The organism is Microbulbifer echini (genome assembly GCF_041447225.1).
In the GTDB taxonomy this organism is placed as follows: Bacteria; Pseudomonadota; Gammaproteobacteria; order Pseudomonadales; family Cellvibrionaceae; genus Microbulbifer; species Microbulbifer echini.
Map to the genome: position 1 here is coordinate 32,954 of NZ_JBGMEL010000019.1, position 18,959 is coordinate 51,912.

Genomic DNA, 18,959 nt, shown 5'->3' on the forward strand with positions numbered 1-18,959 from the left:
GGCTACTGCCTTTTGTTTTTGTGCCAACCATTTTGCTGGCGAGAACCGTAAAAAGACATTAATTCCCCGACCAGGGGCTTGGTGTTGTCAAAGTCCAGCAGTGGTAGTCGATGCTTTCGACATAGCTGCTCTACATCGGCCCGAGCCTGAGCCTGTTTTTCAGCAAAGTACTCACGCAATGGGCGATTGCCAGTATTCAGGAAAGTGCGTCGGTGGCCATCGGAAATCGTTAGAGACTGACTGGGTAACTGCATCTCTAAGGGGTCCGTAATCCGGATCACTTGTAGATCAGCATGCCTTGAAAGTAAGTATAAGGATTGAGAGCACGGCTGGTTGAGGTCGTGGCAGTCACTGATCAAAAACAGTGCGCTGCCTGGGCGAGCGATACGGCGGGCCTCCTCCAGCAGTGTTTGCATGGACTGGCTACCGTGCTCTGGGATTGGGCTTTGCAATTTGGCGGCTCGGTCTACAGCGCTGTGGATCATTGCCAAAACGGCGTGGTGGCTGCGTTTTGGGCGCACGGTGTCTATGTCGTGGTCGGAGAAGAGCAGCGCGCCTATGCGGTCGCTATGTTGCAGCCCGGCCCATCCCAATGCTGCGGCGATTCCGCTTGCGGCCACAGACTTAAATGCCCGATGACTGCCGAAAAACATCGGCGAACGGAGGTCGAGCAGTATAACAATAGGCCTTTCCCGCTCTTCCTGATAAAGCTTGGTGTGGGTTTTACCCGTGCGTGCAGTGACACGCCAATCAATTGTGCGCACGTCATCGCCAGGCTGGTAATCCCGGACCTCCTCAAAATTCATTCCGCGTCCGCGATAGCGGGTGAGTAAATTACCGGCTTGATCACTGCGCACCAGACGCGGTTTAAAGAGTTGTAGCTGGCGCGCGATGTAGCGCATCTGCACCAGCGAGCTCACTTCAGGGTAGGCTCCGCGCAAATCTAAATCTGAAGGGGGTATTGCCGTTTGCATCAGATCGTCGGTACCTGTTGCAATAGGCGCTGAATCACCTGATCTGTAGTGATACCCGCCGCCTCGGCTTCAAAGCTAAGCAGCAGGCGATGACGTAAAATATCCGGTGCTACGGCCATTACATCATCGGGTGTTACGAAGTCTCGGCCCTCAAGCCAGGCATGTGCACGGGAGCAGCGATCGAGTGCAATTGTTGCTCGGGGGCTTGCACCAAAATCTAGCCATGACGCCAGCTCGCTGTCATACTTCGCCGGTTCGCGCGTAGCAATGATAAGTTGGACAGTATAGGTCTCCACGGCCTCGACCATTTGCATTTCCAGGATCTGATTACGGGCCTGGAAAATCGTCTCTTGGCTAATAGTTTCTGTAGGGCGATTTTCGCCAAGCGTGGCCTCGGATCTGGCCAGGCGCAGGATTTTTGCTTCCGCCTCGGCGCCGGGGTAGGCAAGATTTACCTGCATAAGAAATCGGTCCAATTGCGCTTCAGGTAGAGGATAGGTCCCCTCTTGCTCAATAGGGTTTTGGGTGGCCATCACTAAAAATAATTGCGGTAGCGGATAGGTTTTGCGACCTACACTAATCTGTCGTTCGGCCATGGCTTCCAGCAGCGCCGATTGTACTTTGGCGGGCGCGCGGTTTATTTCATCGGCTAGGATAAGGTTGTGAAATACCGGTCCCGGTTGAAAATGGAACTCTCCGGTTTCCGGCCGGTAAATGTCGGTGCCGGTAATATCTGCCGGCAGTAGATCTGGCGTGAATTGAACTCGATGGAAGTCTCCCTCAATAGCTTCGCCCAGTGTTTTGATCGCCTTGGTTTTGGCCAGGCCTGGGGCCCCCTCCACGAGAAGGTGGCCATCGGCAAGCAGAGCAATCAAGATGCGATTAACCAGTGTCTCCTGGCCGATGATCTGTTCTTCCAGCCAGTCGCCCAGTGCGGTGATACGATCTCTGATATTCCGTTTTGCTTCCATAGCGTCTCTTCTTCTATAAATGTGCCCGACCTGTCGATACGGGTGGCTATCTACCATCTTTTATATATAGTCGCCGCCAAAGCGGTGGGACTTGTTGATTTTAGCGGCACCAAATAAAGAGGCAACCACCGAACTTACGCCCATTGATAGGCGACATTCTTTTGAGGGGCTCTGGTGCCACTTCAAAGGTTAATGGAAAGTTTAATTTTTAGGACTCGTCCCTGCAGTATTTAGGGGATGAGATGACGATCTTTTCGGATCTACTGTCATTAGATTCGATGTGACAAAAATGAGATTGGGAGGTTCCCCGTGAATATGGCGACGGTGATTACCGATAGCCGTGAAGAGTTGGTCGCACAGGTTTGTGAACTGATTCGCGATACGTTGGCATCTGATGCCGAGCCCGTTGTGGCCTTTGCTCAGCAGTTTCTGCACCAGTACCCGCTGGAAGACCTGCAGGGCCGGCGCCTGGTGGATGTCTACGGCTGCATTTACTCCTGGTGGAACTTTATCCAGCAACGCTCTGATGGTTTGCCCAAGGTGCGGATTTTTAACCCACGCCTGGAGGATGACGGCTGGGAATGTCCGCACACGGTAATAGGGTTACTGGTGCGCGATATGCCCTTTCTGGTGGACTCGGTGCGAATGGAGGTCAATCAGAAAAATACTGTTATCCACTCGATAATAAGTACGGTGTTTCACCTTGAGCGCAGTGCCAGTGGCAAATTAAAACACCTACACCCTTCTCGAGACGCCATCCAGAATCTGAGCTTTGATCATGTCACGGCGAAGGAGAGCAAGTCTGCCAAAGGATCGAAGCTCATCAGTGAGGCGCTGATTTATATAGAGGTCAACCGGGATACATCGGCCGACTTTGCCTCGGGCCTTAGTGCGGCCTTAAAGGATGTGCTCGGGGATGTGGAGTTGGTAGTTGATGACTATGCGCCGATGCTTGAGACCTGTGGCACGATGGAAGGGCAGCTGAAGGAGGGCATCTCGGAGGACGATACCAATCTCCTCGAGGCCAGCGCCTTCCTGCAGTGGATGCGCGATGGCAACTTTACCTTCCTGGGGTACCGGGAATATGAATTCAGCCAAGTTGACGACAAGAAAATCCTCACAGAGGTTGAAAACCGCCGTCTGGGGATCTTCAAGAAGCTGGAGGAAGCTGCTGCGCCCATGAATGAAACCTCGTTCAGCGAGGGCAAGCAACGCTTTTACCAGGGGCCCAACTACCTGACTTTTGCCAAGTCGTCGGTGAAATCCCGTGTACATCGCAGCGCCTATTCAGATTACGTGATGATCAAGCGCTACAACGCAGAGGGCGAGGTGATTGGCGAGTCGGCCTTTATGGGCCTCTATACCTCACCGGTGTATACAGAGAGTCCGGCCAAGATTCCGATTATCCGGCGCAAGATGGCCTCAATTATTGAGTCCAGCGGCTTGACTGGGTATGGGCATGATGGCAAGGCGTTACGTCGTATTCTGGACACGTTCCCCCGCGATGAACTTTTTCAGAGCAGCTCTCAGGAGTTGTTTGATGTAGTGATGGGGGTGCTGAGCCTGAATGAGCGCGCCCATGTTCGCCTGTTTATGCGCAGGGATCTCTTTGGCAAGTTTGTTACCGCCACCGTGTATGTGCCGAGAGATCAGTTTAGCAGTGATGTGCGCGAAGTCATTTGCTCCCATATCTCCAAAGCGATTAAGGCCAAAGAGTCTGACTTTACGACTTATTTTTCCGAATCGATTCTCGCGCGGGTGCACTTTGTTTTCCGCGTTTCGGCTGATGAACCTGTCGATATCGATGTAGCGCTGCTGGAGGCGCAAATTGTGGACATAACCCGCTCCTGGGAAGACATTTTTCAACGATCCTTAATTGACAGCAGCGGAGAGGAGCAGGGTAACCGTCTTTTCCGAACTTTTGGCCGCGCCTTCCCGGCGGGCTATCGGGAGGACTTTGAACCGCGCATTGCCGTTCAGGATGTGGCTGCAATTCAGGACCTCAACGAAAACAATCGGGTGGCGATGAGCTTTTATCAGCCGGTTGGTGCGCCCCAGGGCAGTTTGCGCTTCAAAGTATTTAACTGGGGCAGCGGCTTGACCCTCTCCGATGTGATACCGGTTTTGGAGAATCTCGGTCTGCGGGTAATTGGAGAGTTCCCCTATACCATTCGCCCCAGTGGTAGTACCGATGTTTGGATGCATGAGTTCCACTTGGAGTTTGGTCTTCCAACGAAAATCGATGCGCAGGCATCGCGCGGGCTTTTCCAGGATGCATTTGCGGCGATTTGGAACCACACCGCGGAGAGTGATGCCTTCAATCGCCTGGTATTGGCCGCGCGCCTGAACTGGCGTGAAGTTACCATGCTGCGCGCCTATGCCCGCTATCTGAAGCAGACAAAGTCCGGTGCCAGCCAGAGTTATATTGCCGCAACCCTAGCCAGCCAGGTGGAAATTACCCGTAACCTGGTAGCGCTGTTTCGCGCATTGTTCGATCCGCGCCTGAGTAGCGGTAAGCAGGAGCAAACCCGAGTCGAGCGCTTGATCGCAAAGATTCACGATGGCCTGGATGCGGTTGAAAACCTCAACGAAGACCTGGTACTGCGTCGTTATCTTGAGTTGATCCTCGCCACCTTGCGCACCAACTTCTTCCAAACGGGAGCGGATGGACAACCTAAAGATTATATCTCCATCAAATTCAGCCCGCGGGATATTCCCGGTATCCCCGAGCCGCGTCCGGAATTTGAGATTTTTGTTTATTCCCCAAGAGTAGAAGGTGTACACCTGCGCGGCAGCAAGGTGGCCCGTGGCGGGCTGCGCTGGTCCGATCGCCTGGAAGATTTCCGCACTGAGGTATTGGGTTTGGTGAAGGCCCAGGCGGTGAAGAATGCGGTGATTGTCCCCAGCGGGGCCAAGGGCGGATTTGTTGTACGACGTCCCCCGGTGGATGGTAGTCGCGAAGCCATGATGGAAGAGGGCGTTGCCTGTTACAAAACCTTTATCCGCGGGTTGCTGGATATTACCGATAACCTAAAAGATGGTGAAATTGACCCGCCCAAGTTGGTGGTGCGTAGAGATGAGGACGACCCCTACCTAGTTGTGGCCGCGGATAAGGGGACGGCCACCTTTTCGGATATCGCCAACGGTATTGCAGGGGATTACGGTTTTTGGTTGGGTGATGCCTTCGCCTCGGGAGGAAGTCAGGGCTACGACCACAAGAAAATGGGCATTACCGCCCGCGGGGCTTGGGTATCTGTGCAGAGACACTTCCGTGAGATGGGAGTGGATGTTCAGAAAGAGGACTTCTCTGTAATCGGTATTGGCGATATGGGGGGAGACGTCTTTGGCAACGGGATGCTGCTCTCGAAGCACATCCAGTTGAAGGCCGCCTTTAACCATATGCATATTTTTATCGATCCGAGCCCCGATGCGGCGATCAGTTTTGAAGAGCGTCAGCGACTTTTTGAGCTGCCTCGCTCCAGCTGGCGGGATTACGATCGCAAGTTGATCTCCAAGGGTGGTGGTATCTTTGAGCGCCGGGTCAAAGCGATCAGTATCAGTCCGGAGATGAAGGCGGCTTTCGATATCAAGGAAGACCGGTTGACGCCCAATGATCTGATTAGTGCGCTACTGCGTGCGCCGGTAGATTTGATTTGGAATGGTGGCATTGGCACCTATGTGAAGGCCGGCACCGAATCCGACAGTGAGGTAGGAGACAAATCCAACGATCACCTGCGCGTGAATGGTTCTGAATTGCGCGCTAAAGTTTTTGGTGAGGGCGGCAACCTGGGGATGACCCAGCGTGGGCGTATTGAATTTGCCCTCAAGGGTGGTCGCTGTAATACCGACTTTATCGATAATGCCGCCGGGGTGGATTGCTCTGATCACGAGGTAAATATCAAGGTACTGCTCGATAAAGTGGTGGCTAATGGTGACCTCACCGAAAAGCAGCGCAACCAGTTGCTGCATGGTATGACAGATTCCGTGAGCGATCTGGTGTTGCATAACAACTACGACCAGACCCGCGCCTTGAGTGTGGCTGAATATCAGGTCTCCAAGCGCCTGGATGAGTATCGTCGCACCATTAACAGCCTCGAGGACGATGGCCGCTTAAATAGGGCGTTGGAATTTATTCCTGACAATGAGCAAATCTCTGAGCGGGTGCACAAAGGACAAACCCTGACTCGACCGGAGCTTTCGGTTTTAATTTCCTATGTGAAAGTAAAACTGAAGGAAGAGCTTCAGGAGGCGGAAATTACCAATAACCCCCGCGTGCGCGAGGCGGCGGAATCTGCCTTCCCTGCGGCATTGGTTGAACGCTACAAGGACCAGGTATACGAGCATCCACTGCTGCGCCAAATTGTCTCCACCCAGGTAGCCAATGAAATGGTGAACAGCATGGGGATCACCTTCTACAGCCGCATTAGCAGTGCAACAGGGGGCGATGTCAACGATGTCGCGGCTGCTTATATCAGCGCCCGCGATGTGTATCAGATGGTGGAATTTCAACAGCAATTGGCCGCATTGGATTACAAGGTGCCCGCCGAGCTGCAGACCGAGCTACTCAACTCTATGATTGGCCGGGTTCGCCGCGCCGCGCGCTGGTTCTTGCGCAATCGCCGCAGTGACTTGGAGCCCGCGCAGAATTGCGCACTGTTCCAGTCCCAGGTGCAAAGGGTGATTAAGGCGTTGCCTAAAGTACTTAGTGGGGCTCCGCTGGGCGAGTGGGAGCAGCGCTACCAGAAGCTGTTGGAGGCGGGCTTACCAGAAGATGTCGCATTGCTGTCAGCCTCTCCAACTTACTTGTACTCGGCGCTTGGGATTTCTGAGTCTGCCTATGCCAGTGATCGGCCGGTTGAAGAGGTGGCTAAAGTTTACTTCAGCCTCTCCGATGCTTTGAACCTGCACTGGTTTGGCAACCTGATCGTGGATCTACCGGTGGATAGCTTCTGGCAGGCTCAGGCCCGCGAGACCAGCATGGATGACCTGGATAGCCAGCTCGCCACTCTGGCGGTAAATATCCTGCGCCTCTCTAGTGCGGAGAATTTGGACGTAGATAGTGCAATGTCGCGCTGGAGCGCTATTATGGCGCCGGCTATTCAGCGTTGGCATAACATGATTGCTGAGCTGAAGGCGGCCGCTGTGAGTGATTTTGCGATGTTTACTGTTGCGTTGCGTGAGTTGATGTATCTTGCCCACGCCACAGCAGACCGCGAGTCCCTGGCAGAATAGGCCGTTAATGTGCCGGGAAGCGACCGGCGCGAGCCCGTGAAATATACGCAGATTTGCGAATCCGCGTCACTACTTCACGGGCCACATTGAACCACGATATCCGCACGTTTGTACCGGGCGAGCGGATTCTGCTCCCACGTAAGGAAAGGTATGTATTCAACTCTGCGTAAAGCCCTATTTGCGCTCGATCCCGAGCGAGCTCACCACCTCTCTTTGGACGCAATTGGTGCCGCCGAACGCCTCGGCCTGATGTCTTTTTTCAAAAAATCCGTCACGCATGACCCGGTAGAATTGATGGGGCTGACCCTGCCGAACCCGGTTGGTTTGGCAGCGGGGCTCGATAAGAATGCCCAGGCGTTTAACGGTTTGGGTACCCTGGGCTTTGGCTTTGTGGAGGTGGGTACCGTGACCCCTCGCCCACAGCCGGGAAATCCGTTGCCGCGCCTATTTCGTGTGGAGGAAGCTGAGGCCATTATCAACCGTATGGGATTCAATAACCTGGGGGTTGATTACTTGGTTCAAAGGGTGAAGCATCGCCGCTATAAGGGGGTCTTGGGTATCAATGTTGGCAAAAATTTTGATACGCCCGTAGAGCGCGCGGCTGACGATTACTGTTTGTGCATGGAAAAAGTCTATCCCTATGCCGATTACATTACTGCCAATGTCTCATCGCCGAACACCAAGGGGCTGCGGGACCTGCAGTTCGGTGAGAGCCTGAACAGGCTCCTTTGTCGTATCAAGGACAAGCAGGCAGAGCTTGCGCAAAAGAACGATCGTTACGTGCCGGTTGCGGTGAAAATTGCTCCAGATATAGCGGGAGAGGCTATTGAGCAAATTGCCGAAGCGCTCTGTGAGTACAGTATAGATGGCGTTATCGCCACAAATACGACGATCGACAAGTCCTCTGTGGCCAATTTGCCCCATGGTCGTGAAGAGGGTGGGCTCAGTGGCAAGCCGCTTCAGCAGCGCTCTACAGAGGTTATCGCACAATTATCAAAGGTTCTTGGCAAGCAGGTCCCCATTATTGGCGTGGGCGGTATCTTTGAGGGCGATAGCGCCGCTGAAAAGATTCGCGCCGGAGCAACGGCTGTTCAGGTTTATACCGGGTTTATTTACCGCGGGCCCCAACTGATTCGTGAAGCTGTGGAAGCAATTGCGTTGGAGCGCCGACGTAGCTCGAGTAAATAAAGAGGTAAAGTTGCCTGGTAGATTCCTCGGGCTTTGCGCGCCGTTAAGGCGCGCTTTGATCGTGGTGGCCTTAAAAAGATGCAGGTTTTACGGCATCACCCCTTTTGACTAAATGGTACTCCAGCCGTCTGGGTACTGAATATCGGTAGAAATGGCGCCATAAATTTCCAGTTTTTGCGCCTTGGTGGTCCTGTCAAAGCCATTCCAGTAGTCTTCCCGCCCTTCACGCCAGCCGTTTACCCACTCCTGGTGAGGGTCACTTTCCACAAAGGGGCAGCTATCAATAGACTTATTGTTCAAGGCTGCAAGATATCCTTTGTAAAAGGCCCTATCGGCGTGATTGCGTTTTTGGCGTTTCATCTATACGGCACCTCCGCTTGTAGATTTACGGACTGCTGCGCGGCCCGTTGGATGCTTTATTACGATTTTGTTGCATCGACAACTAAAGCGTAGCGAATCTTTTCCGCGGGCAGCTGCTTGACTCCCTTCGCATCCTCACATTGCAAGAATATGGTGGGTTGAAGGGAATCGGAAAAAGCTGGGCCGGGCAATGTTTGGGACCTCTCGCCAGTTCTTATTAGGTGGCCTTGTGGGGCATCGCTACTGGATGCCAAGAGAGCAATGGAGATGACTATTGAGACAGCCCCGAAGCTGTCTGTCATAGGCTCAGCCGCTACAAAATGGGATAATCGCGCCAAATAAGGTTGGTCAGAGGAAGTGGATACTGCATACCGGCACCTTTGACCGATCACCTACTATTTTAAATGGCGCCAATAGGCGCTAAATTCACCCCGCCGAATGGGGTTCATCGAGTAAAAGTTTTGACCGACTCACATATAGAAGAATTTACGTTCACCGCGACTTGCCCTAAGGGACTGGAGAACCTGCTCGCAGGAGAGCTGAAGTCACTGGGCGCCAATATTCTGCGGGAGCAACCCGCGGCGATCTCTTTTTCTGGTTCACTGAAAGTCGCGTATCGCTGCTGCCTCTGGAGCCGCTTGGCCAACCGAATCCTCCTACAACTCGACCAGGTGCGTATCGACGGTGCGGAAGATCTCTATCGAGCCGTTTCCGAACAGCCCTGGGAGGCGCATATCGGGCCCTCGGGAAAGCTGTGGTTGCAGTTTTCAGGAACGAACCGAGAAATACGTAATAGTCAGTTCGGTGCGCAAAAGACAAAAGATGCCATCGTAGACCGTTTGCGCCAGCAGACTGGGGAGAGACCCAGTATAGAAAAGCACAATCCTGACCTGACTGTCGCTCTGCGACTTCATCGGGACCGCTTGGATATCGCCATAGACCTCAGCGGTGAAAGTTTACATAAACGAGGATATAGAACCCATGTCGGTGTAGCACCGCTAAAAGAGAACTTGGCGGCAGCGCTCCTAATGCGCTCCCGTTGGCCGCAGATTGCGGCGGAAGGCGGTGCCCTCCTGGACCCCATGTGTGGTTCGGGCACCATTTTGATCGAGGCGGCCATGATGGCGGCAGATATCGCACCGGGCCTATTCCGTGAGAGCTTTGGCTTTGAGCGCTGGCTCAATCACCAGAACGATATTTGGAATGAGCTTCGCGAAGAGGCCCTGCAGCGTCGTACTGCGGGTTTAGCATTGTCGCTTCCCGAAATTCGCGGTTACGATGCCGATGCCAAGGTGCTGTTTGCTGCCGAGGCCAATATTGCCAGAGCGGGACTGGAGCGCCAGGTTCGGGTCAGCTGCAGGCCTGTTAATGCCTTCAAGGTGCCAAGTCATCGGGAGGTTAAGGTTGGCTTGGTGCTGAGCAACCCGCCTTACGGTGAACGCCTCGGGGAGCAGGAAGCGTTGCGTGAAACATATGCGGAACTTGGGCGCCAGCTGAAGGCGGAGTTCCCCGGCTGGCAGGTGGGTATTTTTACCGGCAACCCCGAGCTGGGTTACTCCACCGGGTTGCGCTCCCATAAGCACTACCAGCTGTACAACGGTACCATTCCCAGTCAGCTACTGCTATTTGAGGTGCGTGAACACAGTGAGCGAGGCGACGACTCTGAGAGGGAGCGAAAGCTCTCTCCCGAGGTGGAAATGGTGGCCAACCGCTTGCGTAAAAACCTGCGCACTACAGGAAAGTGGGCCGCTAGAAACGGTATTGACTGTTACCGTCTCTACGATGCCGACCTGCCTGAGTACGCCGCTGCGGTAGATTTATACAAGACCCAGGAGGGGGTTTTATACGCTCACCTGCAGGAGTATCGCCCACCGGCCAGTATTGATGAGGGCAAAGCGCGCAACCGTTTGAGGGATCTGCTTCGCGCGGTGCAATCAGTATTGGATCTGCCGAGAAGCAGGGTCAGTATTAAAGAGCGCCGTCGTCACAGCCACAAAAGTGGCCCAAAAGGGGCTGGCCAGTACCAAAAACAGGCTGAGGCAGGATCGACCTTGCAGGTGCGAGAGTTTGGTGCAGAGCTGGAGGTGGATTTGTGGAGTTATCTCGATAGCGGCCTGTTCCTCGACCATCGTCCCGTAAGGAAATACCTACGTGAACTGGCCTCCGGGAAAAAGTTTCTCAATTTGTTTTGTTATACCGCAAGCGCCACGGTCCAGGCGGCTTTGGGAGGCTGTGCGCAGAGTATCAGTGTGGATATGTCCCGGACATATCAATCCTGGGCTGCGCGAAATTTCCGTGCGAATGATATGAACCCCTATCAGCACCAGCTTGTGGAGGCGGATTGCTTGCAGTGGCTGGAGTCGGCTCAGCAAAACCGCAAGGGACATTACGACTTGATTTTCCTTGATCCCCCGAGCTTTTCGAATTCGGCCAAAATGCGTGGGGTGCTGGATATTCAGCGCGACCACAATAGTTTGATTTCTCAGTGCATGTCTCTACTCGCACCGCGAGGGACCCTTATTTTTTCCAATAACCTGCGTAGCTTCAAAATGGATCAGTCCGTTGCCGAAGCATTTTCCGTACAGCAGTTGCCATTATTGGATAAAGATTTTCAGCGCAACCCCAAAATTCATAATGTTTGGGAAATTCGGGCGAAGGGGTAAGGACAGGCTGAGAGCGGATCACTAAAAATCCACAGGGCTAATGTGGTGCAGGGGTGTGTTGTCGCCGGCCAGTGGCCGGCGTCACTTTTTCTCCGGAAAATGTCTGCCGAGTGATATATCTATATCAGTATTTTATGGACATTGGGTGTGAGTAATAGTGTATGGATGCCTGTACATTCGGCTAGGCTTTTGGTGGTATCACTTGTACCGCTCTGCTAAAAGCTAGTGGGCTAACTATCGGGTACGCTGGAGGGCTTTAAGTGTGGATGGTTTTTTGTATTTTGCTTTGCATTAGCTATAAAACAGCTGATGTCTTTTGCTGGGTAAGTGCTCTGTGAAAGCTAATAACGAACGCAATTAAAACGGTAGCTTTTCCACCATGGCCCCGCTTTTATTAAAGCCGTATGTGGCAGCAGGGAATTGATAAGAGTCCGGAGTCTAATTATTTGGCTGTCAATTCAGCTCCATTATCACACGTATTCCAATATCCTTCGCACGACTGTTTTCATCCAGGCCTTTACGGTAATCTGCCCCGATCCGATTAGAAGGCTCTCGCATGGAGCCACCGCGAACACTCCGTAATTGACAGTTTTTAATGGATACTGGGGAAGCGGTAGTGCGGCTTTTATCGTAGCCGGGTTGGTAGCAATCTTGTACCCACTCAGCAACATTGCCCGCGGTGTCATAAAGACCGAAAGGGTTGGCTTGGTAGTGCCCGACGGGCCCGCTTTTTGTCGTAAACAGGCTATTAAACTCGCTGTCGCAGCCTCGTCTACAGTTGGCCTTGCCCCGTGCATCGGCACGGTTCCACCAAAATGGATGGTCTATACCTGCGCGAGCGGCGTACTCCCATTCGGCCTCGCTGGGCAGGCGATATTTTTTTCCGGTCTCGTTTGAAAGCCACTCAACATACTTCTGTGCCTCCTGCCAAGTTATATTGATTACCGGTCGCTCCCCGCGGCCCCAGCCTGCATCACTTGGCTGGCTGGTACCTGTAGCCAGGGCGAAGCGGTCATATTCCGCGAACGTAATTTCATGGATTGAAATGGCAAATGGTTTTGAAATATTCACCCTGTGCGCTGGGCGACTATTTTTAAACTTCTCGCTGCCCATGGAAAACCCCCCGGAGTTAATCACAATCATTTGTGGCCCAAAGCCGCCTGAGTTGAGTTTTGAGCGAATTGTTTTACCGGCAATATAAGACTTCTGTAGCTTTGCAGTAAGTTTCAAGTCTCGATCACCAACTTGGACCCAGCGGCGATAAGGGATAAAGCCAGCTGCGCTGACTTCCACGTCGTATAGCCCGGGTTTAAGTCGGATACCGGGTTGGTAGCGTGGGGTAATATTCATAATGCGAACTCGGGCCGCTTCCGGTTCGGTCTTTACGGTGAGTCCATAAGATGGTGTGGGGCTGGCCTCATTTTCAGACTTTTCGAAGACTGTTGCGGAGGCGTTTTCCTGTGAGATTACGCTTTCTCTTGGGGCGATGGCTGAAGGCTGCGTATCAGGAGCTTTGCTGACTTGGGGCGGATTGAGAGAGCGGCTTTGCGCGCGGGCGCGAGTTGCCTCAACAGAGTGAATCCCATTATTGGCCAAATCGTGCCTGGCTGGCTTCAATGCGGCTGGGGCTTCCTCTTCGTTCACTTGCTGTATGTCAGGGCTGTTTGCCCCCGCTTTGGTATCCCCAGTAAGGCGACTGACGTTATCCAACATTGGAATTTCACTGTGCTGGGGTTCCCGGGGGCTGAACAGGGAAAAAGAAGCCCAGCCCAGTAGTAAAGCGGCTGTGATCGTACTAAGTGTCCATGGGCGTTTGTGCTTCATGGGCTCATTGACCAGTTGACGTAATCGTACAACGGTGTCCTGTTCTTTGCGCGCATGCCTAGTCTCTTCGGGGTCTCCCTGCTTCACCTGCCAGATTTTGCTGAACCGGTCTCGTAGATCGCTGAATAGAGTCAGGAAAAGTGCGCGCGCCAGACTGGATACTCCGACAGAAACATTATTGAGCTGGCTGATTTGCTGGCTGGGTTTACCGGCCAGAGCCGCAACCAGTTGATCGGTCGCATCGGCAACTTCTAAACCCCTTTGAAAGCGTTTGACCGGGTCCTTCGCCAGGGCGCGATCTATGATCGACTGATATAGCGCATAGCGGGCGGGCAGCTTAGGGATGGGGTCGGTCAAGTGCTTGATGGCGATAGCCACCGCTTCCTCGGCCAGGTAGGGCACGGCACCGCTGAGCATTTCATAAAAAACTACGCCGAGGCTGTACAGATCGGCGCGACCATCAATGGTATTGCCTCTGGCCTGTTCGGGGCTCATATAGTGGGGCGTTCCCACCACCATGCCGCTATTGGTCATTCGGGTCGTGTGTGCCACTGCGCGGGCCACACCAAAATCACTTAATACCGCAGAGCCGTCCTCGCGAAACAGGATATTTTCCGGTTTCAAGTCTCTGTGCACATACCCTTTGCTGTGGGAATGGTCCAGAGCCATGGCGATTTGTCGTACAACATTCAGCGCTTCGAGGGGCTCCATCGGGCCTCGGGCAAGCCTTTCGGCAACAGAGCCCCCGGACATATAGTCCATAGCGATATAATTGAGGCTGCGATAACGCCCGATATCGTGGATGCCGACAATATTGGGGTGGGAGAGCTGCCCGACGATATTAGCTTCTCGCTGGAATCGCTCGCTGAAAATGGGGTCCGCGTTGAGCACCGGCGACATAACTTTTAAGGCTACTTGGCGACCCACGCTGCGTTGGATGGCTAAGTATACCGTGGACATGCCACCCTGATTAATTTTGCGGACTATGCGATAGCCGGGTATTTGTAGCGATGAATTGCCACTGTTGACGACTTCCATAGTGTTTTGTCGCTCGATCAAAGCAGCTGAGATATTCCACCGGCCAGTGCGGCAATTACTCCGCAGGCAATAACTAAAGTCAGGAGCAGGCGCCAGCCTCTGTTATTGGGCGTTTTGAATAGTGTATTTTTTTTGTGAGGCTCTTGCGAAAGGTTTGCGGAGGAGGGAATAGCTTGGGCCTCAGACGGAGCGTCGATAACTTGTACGGTGATATTATCTTTGCCGCCAGCATCAAGGGCGGCGTGAACAAGAAGTGCTACGATACGTTCGTTGTCGGTATTCTCGGTAATGATTCGGGCTATTTTTTCACTGGGGACTTCTGAACTAAGACCATCGCTGCAAAGTAGCAACTTTTGTTCGGCGCTCCAACGGTAAGATACTCGATCAACTTCCAGTTTGGGGTTGGTGCTGCCGCCAATACATCGGGTGATCACGTGGCGGTTGGGGTGTGCAGCGGCCTCTTCAGGGTTAATCGCACCGGAATCCATCAGCATCTGGACGTAGGAGTGATCACTGGTTAGCTGGCTCAACTCCCCGCCTTTGTCGCCCTGTGTCCAGAGGTAAGCTCGGCTATCTCCAACCCAATAGATGTGATAGTAATCCCCCTCCTCGGCGAGAACCACCGCGGTAGAGCCCATATTGGCTGTACTGTGTTCGTCTCCCAGGAGTAAGGCGTGGGCTTTTTGCAGGGCCCGCTCATAGTGGCGATCGGTGGCAGCAGATTTTTGAATTTCTTCGACTACTGTCTGGCTGGCTATCTCACCGGCGTGGTGGCCACCCAGGCCATCAGCGACAATCCAAATCCCCTTATCTTCATCACCCCAGTAGGCATCTTCGTTCTGCTCACGTCGATAGCCAGGATGGGTGGCGCCAGCGCTACGCGTAGCACTCGGAGGGCGCTGAACTACTTCGCTGTGCCGCGATACTTCGCGTACTTTGGCTTCACTCACTGGCGTGCAACTACCTGTAATGGTTTCTCATTATAATTGACGGCGACCGCCGCTATGGCAAAGCCTGTCTTTTCCTTATGGCGCTGCAAGTGTACTTTATCCATCGATGCCTGTAACAGCAGAAATGCTCATCCTTGCCTGGTTAGCATATTAGACTTTTAAGCCATTGTAAGCTGCAAACCGAATCACACGCTGATGATATGCCCCGTGTTAAACTTGGCCCTGTCATTAGTCAGCAAATTTTTACAGTTTTTACCATTAATTGGAGCTTGCCCTCACATTTAGGGTATCCCTTTTTCAATCTCCTTGGGGCTGAGGAGCGAGATCAATGTTCAAACTTTGTGATGTAAATAATTCCGGCCAGAGTGTTTGGCTGGTGCCGCCCGGTGTAACCGTGGGGCGCGACCAAAGCTGTGATCTGTGTATACCAGATGACTCGATAGCGAAGCGGCATTTAAAGATCGCGATTAAAGGGGATCAGCTGACCTTGGCGAATGTCTCAGGTAGCGCTAAGGTTTTGGTTAATGGCCAGCCAGTAGCGTCAATTTGCCAATTAAAACTGAATGATCGAGTGGCAATTGGTACCCGAACGCTACAAATTGTTGATCCCAAGGTAACTAAACTTGCCGTAGGAAAAGCTAAAAATAATGCCTGGGCACTGAGGGCCAACCATAAAGTGATAGCCGGTAAAGTATTCCCGGTAAAAGGGGGGGCGGTGGTTGGACGCTCCGATGAGTGCGATATCACTTTTTCTCTATCGCATCTTTCGCGTCGTCATGCGCGGCTTGAAGTGCGCGAAGGTCTTCTATTTGCGGTCGATCTTGGTTCGGCTAATGGCACTTTCGTCAATGGTCGCCGGATTACAGAAAGTCGTGTACGTCGAGGAGATGAGTTGCGTTTTGACTCTTTGAGTTTTTCGGTAGTGGGGCCTGCAGATGACCTTGATCGAACAGCAGTACGCCCGGCGATTTCATCTCAATTGATGAAGTCCTCAGGGTTTGTCGCTGGTGAAATGTCTGGTGAAGATGTAACCCAAAGGTCTTCGTTCTCAGAGCCGCAGGAGGTCGGACAAAATAGGGAAGGCGACCGGGTGGCGGGGGGGGCAAAGTCCCGGATGTCGTTGAGGGCGATTGGGCTGGCTCTTTTATTGGTTGTGGGCGTTGCCGGTTATTTATGGGTAAATACTCAGGGAGTGTTCGCATGACTCAGCCCCGCGAGCTTATTCTCTACACTACTCTTGGGTGTAGTTTGTGCGAAAAGGCCAAGTTGGAGATATGGCCTTTACTGACTCAGTTTGGGTTGCAGCTACGGGAGGTGGATATTGCCGATAACGAAGCTTTGTTTGAGCGTTTTAGCCTATCAATTCCCGTCGTGGGGCTTGGCGACCCGACAGAAGTTTGTACCTGGCCCTTTAAAAAAGAGCAACTCGAAGAATGGTTGAGCAAGCGGTTGATCTAGGAAGCTCCGCAGCTTTCGAAATTTCTAAGGGTATTTCTCAGAGGTCTTCTTCCGCGTTGTGATTCATAGGAAAGTGTATAGATCCTGCGTGCCCTGATCAGCTTGATCACCAACTCCATTTAGGGAGCGCGAGTTGCTGTGAAAATTGGGTTATCACAGAGTGTGTCAGATGCTTCCTAGAGCTTACTGCTCGCCTCATTAGCCCGCAGCAGTTGTAATTTTGTCCCACTTCGATAAGCATAAATTACGGTGTAAGCGAGCACGTTCTGTACATACGTTCGCGTTTCGCTGTAGGGAATGGTCTCGATCCAGACGTCGTGGGGAAGGCGCTGGCGGGTCTCCTTCAGCCATTTAGCGACCCGTGTCGGCCCGGCGTTGTAAGCGGCTGCTGCAAGGAAACGGTTGTTATCGAAGCGATGTAACAGGGTGCTCAGGTAAAAGCTGCCCAAAGCGATATTGGTTTTGGGGCTGAGCAAATCCCAGCTGCGGCGGTAACGAACGCCTGAGCGACGTGCCGTTGCGCGGGCGGTGGAGGGGAGTAGTTGCATTAGCCCCAGTGCTCCGGAACTGGATTTTGCATCGTGGCTAAAGTGACTTTCTTGTCGGGCGACAGCGTAAATCATATAGGGTTCCAGTGGTGCACTTTGCCGGCCGACCTGCGCACTCACACTTTGAACGATATCTGCAAAGGCGAGGGGAAAGCGCAGTTCCAGGTCATCCAGATAATCTGCAGCGAGCACAGACTGGATGGACTTGTGATACCAGCCCCAGGCACTGGCCACTTTCCCCGCCGCAAGTAATTCCCCGTGATCCATTCCCCTGGTTGCGTAGTTCCACTCCCTACGCGCATGAAATAGCTCTCCAATGGCTTGCAGTTCGCGAGCTCTTTGCAAGCCGGCACGCTGTGCAATTTTCTGTACCTCCACCGGTGTGATTGGTGCAGGACGATGTACGAAACTGTAGTTTTGCCCAAGGGCATCGGCGGCAAGGAAGCCGTAATAGCTGCGTTCGCGAGCGGCTTTCCCGTAGAGCATGGATGCCGCTCCAGACTGGGAGTTGCCGTAGAGTTCTACCAGTGAGCGGGCTTTCCAGTAGAGCCAGCGGTCGCGCTGCTGCCGCTTTGGAGGGAGTCGGTCAATCCAGTAGGCGACTTGCTCCCAGTCGAGCTTGCGCAGGGATTGTCGTGCCAACCACTCAATTGAGCGCTCATCGCGGATAGCCTGATTGTTGGTCAGGTTGAGCAGTCCGTGGATATCATCCTGACGAGCGAACTGCCGTGCAAGATGGCGCAACATTTCAGCTTGTTCGCTATCGCTAAACAGGATACTTGCACTGTAGCGCCGCCACGCCTCCTCGGCGATGGAGGCCTCTTTTTGGGCCAAACGATGCAAACCATGCAGAATAAGGTCTCGGTTTTGCTCGGGAGCCTGTAGGAATCGGGAGTAGTTGAGAAGAAGCTTTGGGGATTTATGTACTTCCCGCAGGAGTGTGGCTTTGCGCTTAAAGGGGGGCTCCATTTTTCTGGCAATATAGGTGGCCAGTTCAGGATTGTCTTCCTTGAGGGCGAGCAGGTGACGCGCCCAGCTTTTCTCTTGCGTGAGGCCGCCACTGCGCATCCAGCGTGCGAAGACAGGATCGCATTCCTCAGCTTGGGAGCGGCCAACCAACCAGAGTTCGTTGATGAGCTGATTGGCTTTTTCTTTATCTCCATGTCGAGATAGGGCATCGGCATGGTAACAGCGCAAAGCCGCGCGACGGTGTTTCTCGGGCTGATAATATTTCAGGTAGGTCTTAAACCGACCCTGTCGGCCAAGCTCTTTGAGTAACCGAATGCGCATCCAGTCACCCAGGGCCGTATTTTGATTGTGGGAAAGAAATCGGTCGACTTCTACCAAGGGTAATTGGCGCAAATATCTACCAATCGCCCAATAGTCGATGTAGGGGGCCAGGGGGTAATCCGATAATAAGGCTTTCAATTGTTTTAGCTGTTTCTTGTCGTCACGCTGGATGGCGAGCCGGGCTTTTTGCAGTAGCTGACGCTGGCTAGTGGTATCAGTGGCCTGTATTTCCTCTTGTCGTTCTGGCTCCGGCGTTGTTGCCTGGGAGTTGAGACTGATCCAGGCGAGCAGGGAGGCGAGTAGTAGGGGGAGCGCCTTGATGCTAACTGGCATGTCAGATATCCCAATGTTGAGCCTGGTCGCGTAAGTTTACGAGACGGCTTGGCAAAAATGCGTAAAATAGCGAACTTTTCACAGGACCCGTAGCATCATTTTTCGTTTCATTCATTTATCGAGCGAGAAT

The 18,959-nt window shown here is 53.1% G+C and carries 11 protein-coding genes; 5 read left to right on the forward strand and 6 right to left on the reverse strand.

Annotation, left to right across the window (positions count from 1 at the left end; translation table 11 throughout):
- Nucleotides 1-2: 2 nt before the first annotated feature.
- Both ACCI51_RS16445 and ACCI51_RS16450 read right to left on the reverse strand, forming a co-directional pair.
- Entirely contained in the window at nucleotides 3-974 is a 972-nt protein-coding gene (locus ACCI51_RS16445) for a DUF58 domain-containing protein (RefSeq protein ID WP_299586425.1), read from the reverse strand.
- Nucleotides 974-1,945: an AAA family ATPase gene (locus ACCI51_RS16450; RefSeq protein WP_299586422.1), complete on the reverse strand. Its 972-nt coding sequence runs from the start codon at nucleotides 1,943-1,945 to the stop codon at nucleotides 974-976. Before ACCI51_RS16450 ends, ACCI51_RS16445 begins: the two co-directional genes overlap by 1 nt.
- A 315-nt stretch (nucleotides 1,946-2,260) precedes the next feature.
- On the opposite strand from ACCI51_RS16450, the gene ACCI51_RS16455 reads away from it, so the two are divergent.
- Both ACCI51_RS16455 and ACCI51_RS16460 read left to right on the forward strand, forming a co-directional pair.
- Nucleotides 2,261-7,177 carry an NAD-glutamate dehydrogenase gene (locus ACCI51_RS16455; RefSeq protein WP_371844574.1) on the forward strand — a complete coding sequence of 1,639 codons (4,917 nt, stop codon included), beginning with the start codon at nucleotides 2,261-2,263 and terminating at the stop codon, nucleotides 7,175-7,177.
- Nucleotides 7,178-7,327: 150 nt separating this feature from the next.
- Nucleotides 7,328-8,365 carry a quinone-dependent dihydroorotate dehydrogenase gene (locus ACCI51_RS16460; RefSeq protein WP_371844547.1) on the forward strand — a complete coding sequence of 346 codons (1,038 nt, stop codon included), beginning with the start codon at nucleotides 7,328-7,330 and terminating at the stop codon, nucleotides 8,363-8,365.
- A gap of 108 nt (nucleotides 8,366-8,473) precedes the next feature.
- On the opposite strand, the gene rmf is transcribed toward ACCI51_RS16460, so the two are convergent.
- A complete protein-coding gene (gene rmf, locus ACCI51_RS16465; RefSeq protein ID WP_299586416.1) occupies nucleotides 8,474-8,725 on the reverse strand; it encodes a ribosome modulation factor in 252 nt (83 codons plus the stop codon).
- A 461-nt stretch (nucleotides 8,726-9,186) separates the two neighbouring features.
- On the opposite strand from rmf, the gene rlmKL reads away from it, so the two are divergent.
- On the forward strand, nucleotides 9,187-11,388 hold the full coding sequence (gene rlmKL / locus ACCI51_RS16470; protein ID WP_371844548.1) for a bifunctional 23S rRNA (guanine(2069)-N(7))-methyltransferase RlmK/23S rRNA (guanine(2445)-N(2))-methyltransferase RlmL: 2,202 nt from the start codon (nucleotides 9,187-9,189) through the stop codon (nucleotides 11,386-11,388).
- A 453-nt stretch (nucleotides 11,389-11,841) separates the two neighbouring features.
- Here the strand turns inward: rlmKL and ACCI51_RS16475 are convergent, their stop codons facing one another.
- Complete coding sequence (locus tag ACCI51_RS16475) at nucleotides 11,842-14,250, reverse strand: bifunctional serine/threonine-protein kinase/formylglycine-generating enzyme family protein (protein WP_371844549.1); 2,409 nt, start codon at nucleotides 14,248-14,250, stop codon at nucleotides 11,842-11,844.
- Nucleotides 14,251-14,267: 17 nt separating this feature from the next.
- A complete protein-coding gene (locus ACCI51_RS16480) occupies nucleotides 14,268-15,200 on the reverse strand; it encodes a PP2C family protein-serine/threonine phosphatase (RefSeq protein ID WP_371844551.1) in 933 nt (310 codons plus the stop codon).
- A gap of 328 nt (nucleotides 15,201-15,528) precedes the next feature.
- Between ACCI51_RS16480 and ACCI51_RS16485 the strand changes: the two genes are divergently transcribed.
- Both ACCI51_RS16485 and ACCI51_RS16490 read left to right on the forward strand, forming a co-directional pair.
- Nucleotides 15,529-16,404, forward strand: coding sequence for an FHA domain-containing protein (locus ACCI51_RS16485; protein ID WP_371844553.1), 876 nt, complete (start codon nucleotides 15,529-15,531; stop codon nucleotides 16,402-16,404).
- Entirely contained in the window at nucleotides 16,401-16,658 is a 258-nt protein-coding gene (locus ACCI51_RS16490; protein WP_299586402.1) for a glutaredoxin family protein, read from the forward strand. The genes ACCI51_RS16485 and ACCI51_RS16490 overlap by 4 nt, the downstream gene beginning before the upstream one ends.
- A gap of 176 nt (nucleotides 16,659-16,834) precedes the next feature.
- Here ACCI51_RS16490 and ACCI51_RS16495 read toward each other — a convergent pair whose 3' ends face one another.
- A complete protein-coding gene (locus ACCI51_RS16495) occupies nucleotides 16,835-18,829 on the reverse strand; it encodes a transglycosylase SLT domain-containing protein (protein WP_371844554.1) in 1,995 nt (664 codons plus the stop codon).
- Nucleotides 18,830-18,959: the final 130 nt, after the last annotated feature.

Excerpts from the sequence above, each read along its gene's own strand:
- ACCI51_RS16445 (WP_299586425.1), bottom strand. The coding sequence starts at position 974 with ATGCAAACGGCAATACCCCCTTCAGATTTAGATTTGCGCGGAGCCTAC.
- ACCI51_RS16450 (WP_299586422.1), bottom strand. The coding sequence starts at position 1,945 with ATGGAAGCAAAACGGAATATCAGAGATCGTATCACCGCACTGGGCGAC.
- ACCI51_RS16455 (WP_371844574.1), top strand. The coding sequence starts at position 2,261 with ATGGCGACGGTGATTACCGATAGCCGTGAAGAGTTGGTCGCACAGGTT.
- ACCI51_RS16460 (WP_371844547.1), top strand. The coding sequence starts at position 7,328 with ATGTATTCAACTCTGCGTAAAGCCCTATTTGCGCTCGATCCCGAGCGA.
- rmf (WP_299586416.1), bottom strand. The coding sequence starts at position 8,725 with ATGAAACGCCAAAAACGCAATCACGCCGATAGGGCCTTTTACAAAGGA.
- ACCI51_RS16475 (WP_371844549.1), bottom strand. The coding sequence starts at position 14,250 with ATGGAAGTCGTCAACAGTGGCAATTCATCGCTACAAATACCCGGCTAT.
- ACCI51_RS16485 (WP_371844553.1), top strand. The coding sequence starts at position 15,529 with ATGTTCAAACTTTGTGATGTAAATAATTCCGGCCAGAGTGTTTGGCTG.
- ACCI51_RS16490 (WP_299586402.1), top strand. The coding sequence starts at position 16,401 with ATGACTCAGCCCCGCGAGCTTATTCTCTACACTACTCTTGGGTGTAGT.
- ACCI51_RS16495 (WP_371844554.1), bottom strand. The coding sequence starts at position 18,829 with ATGCCAGTTAGCATCAAGGCGCTCCCCCTACTACTCGCCTCCCTGCTC.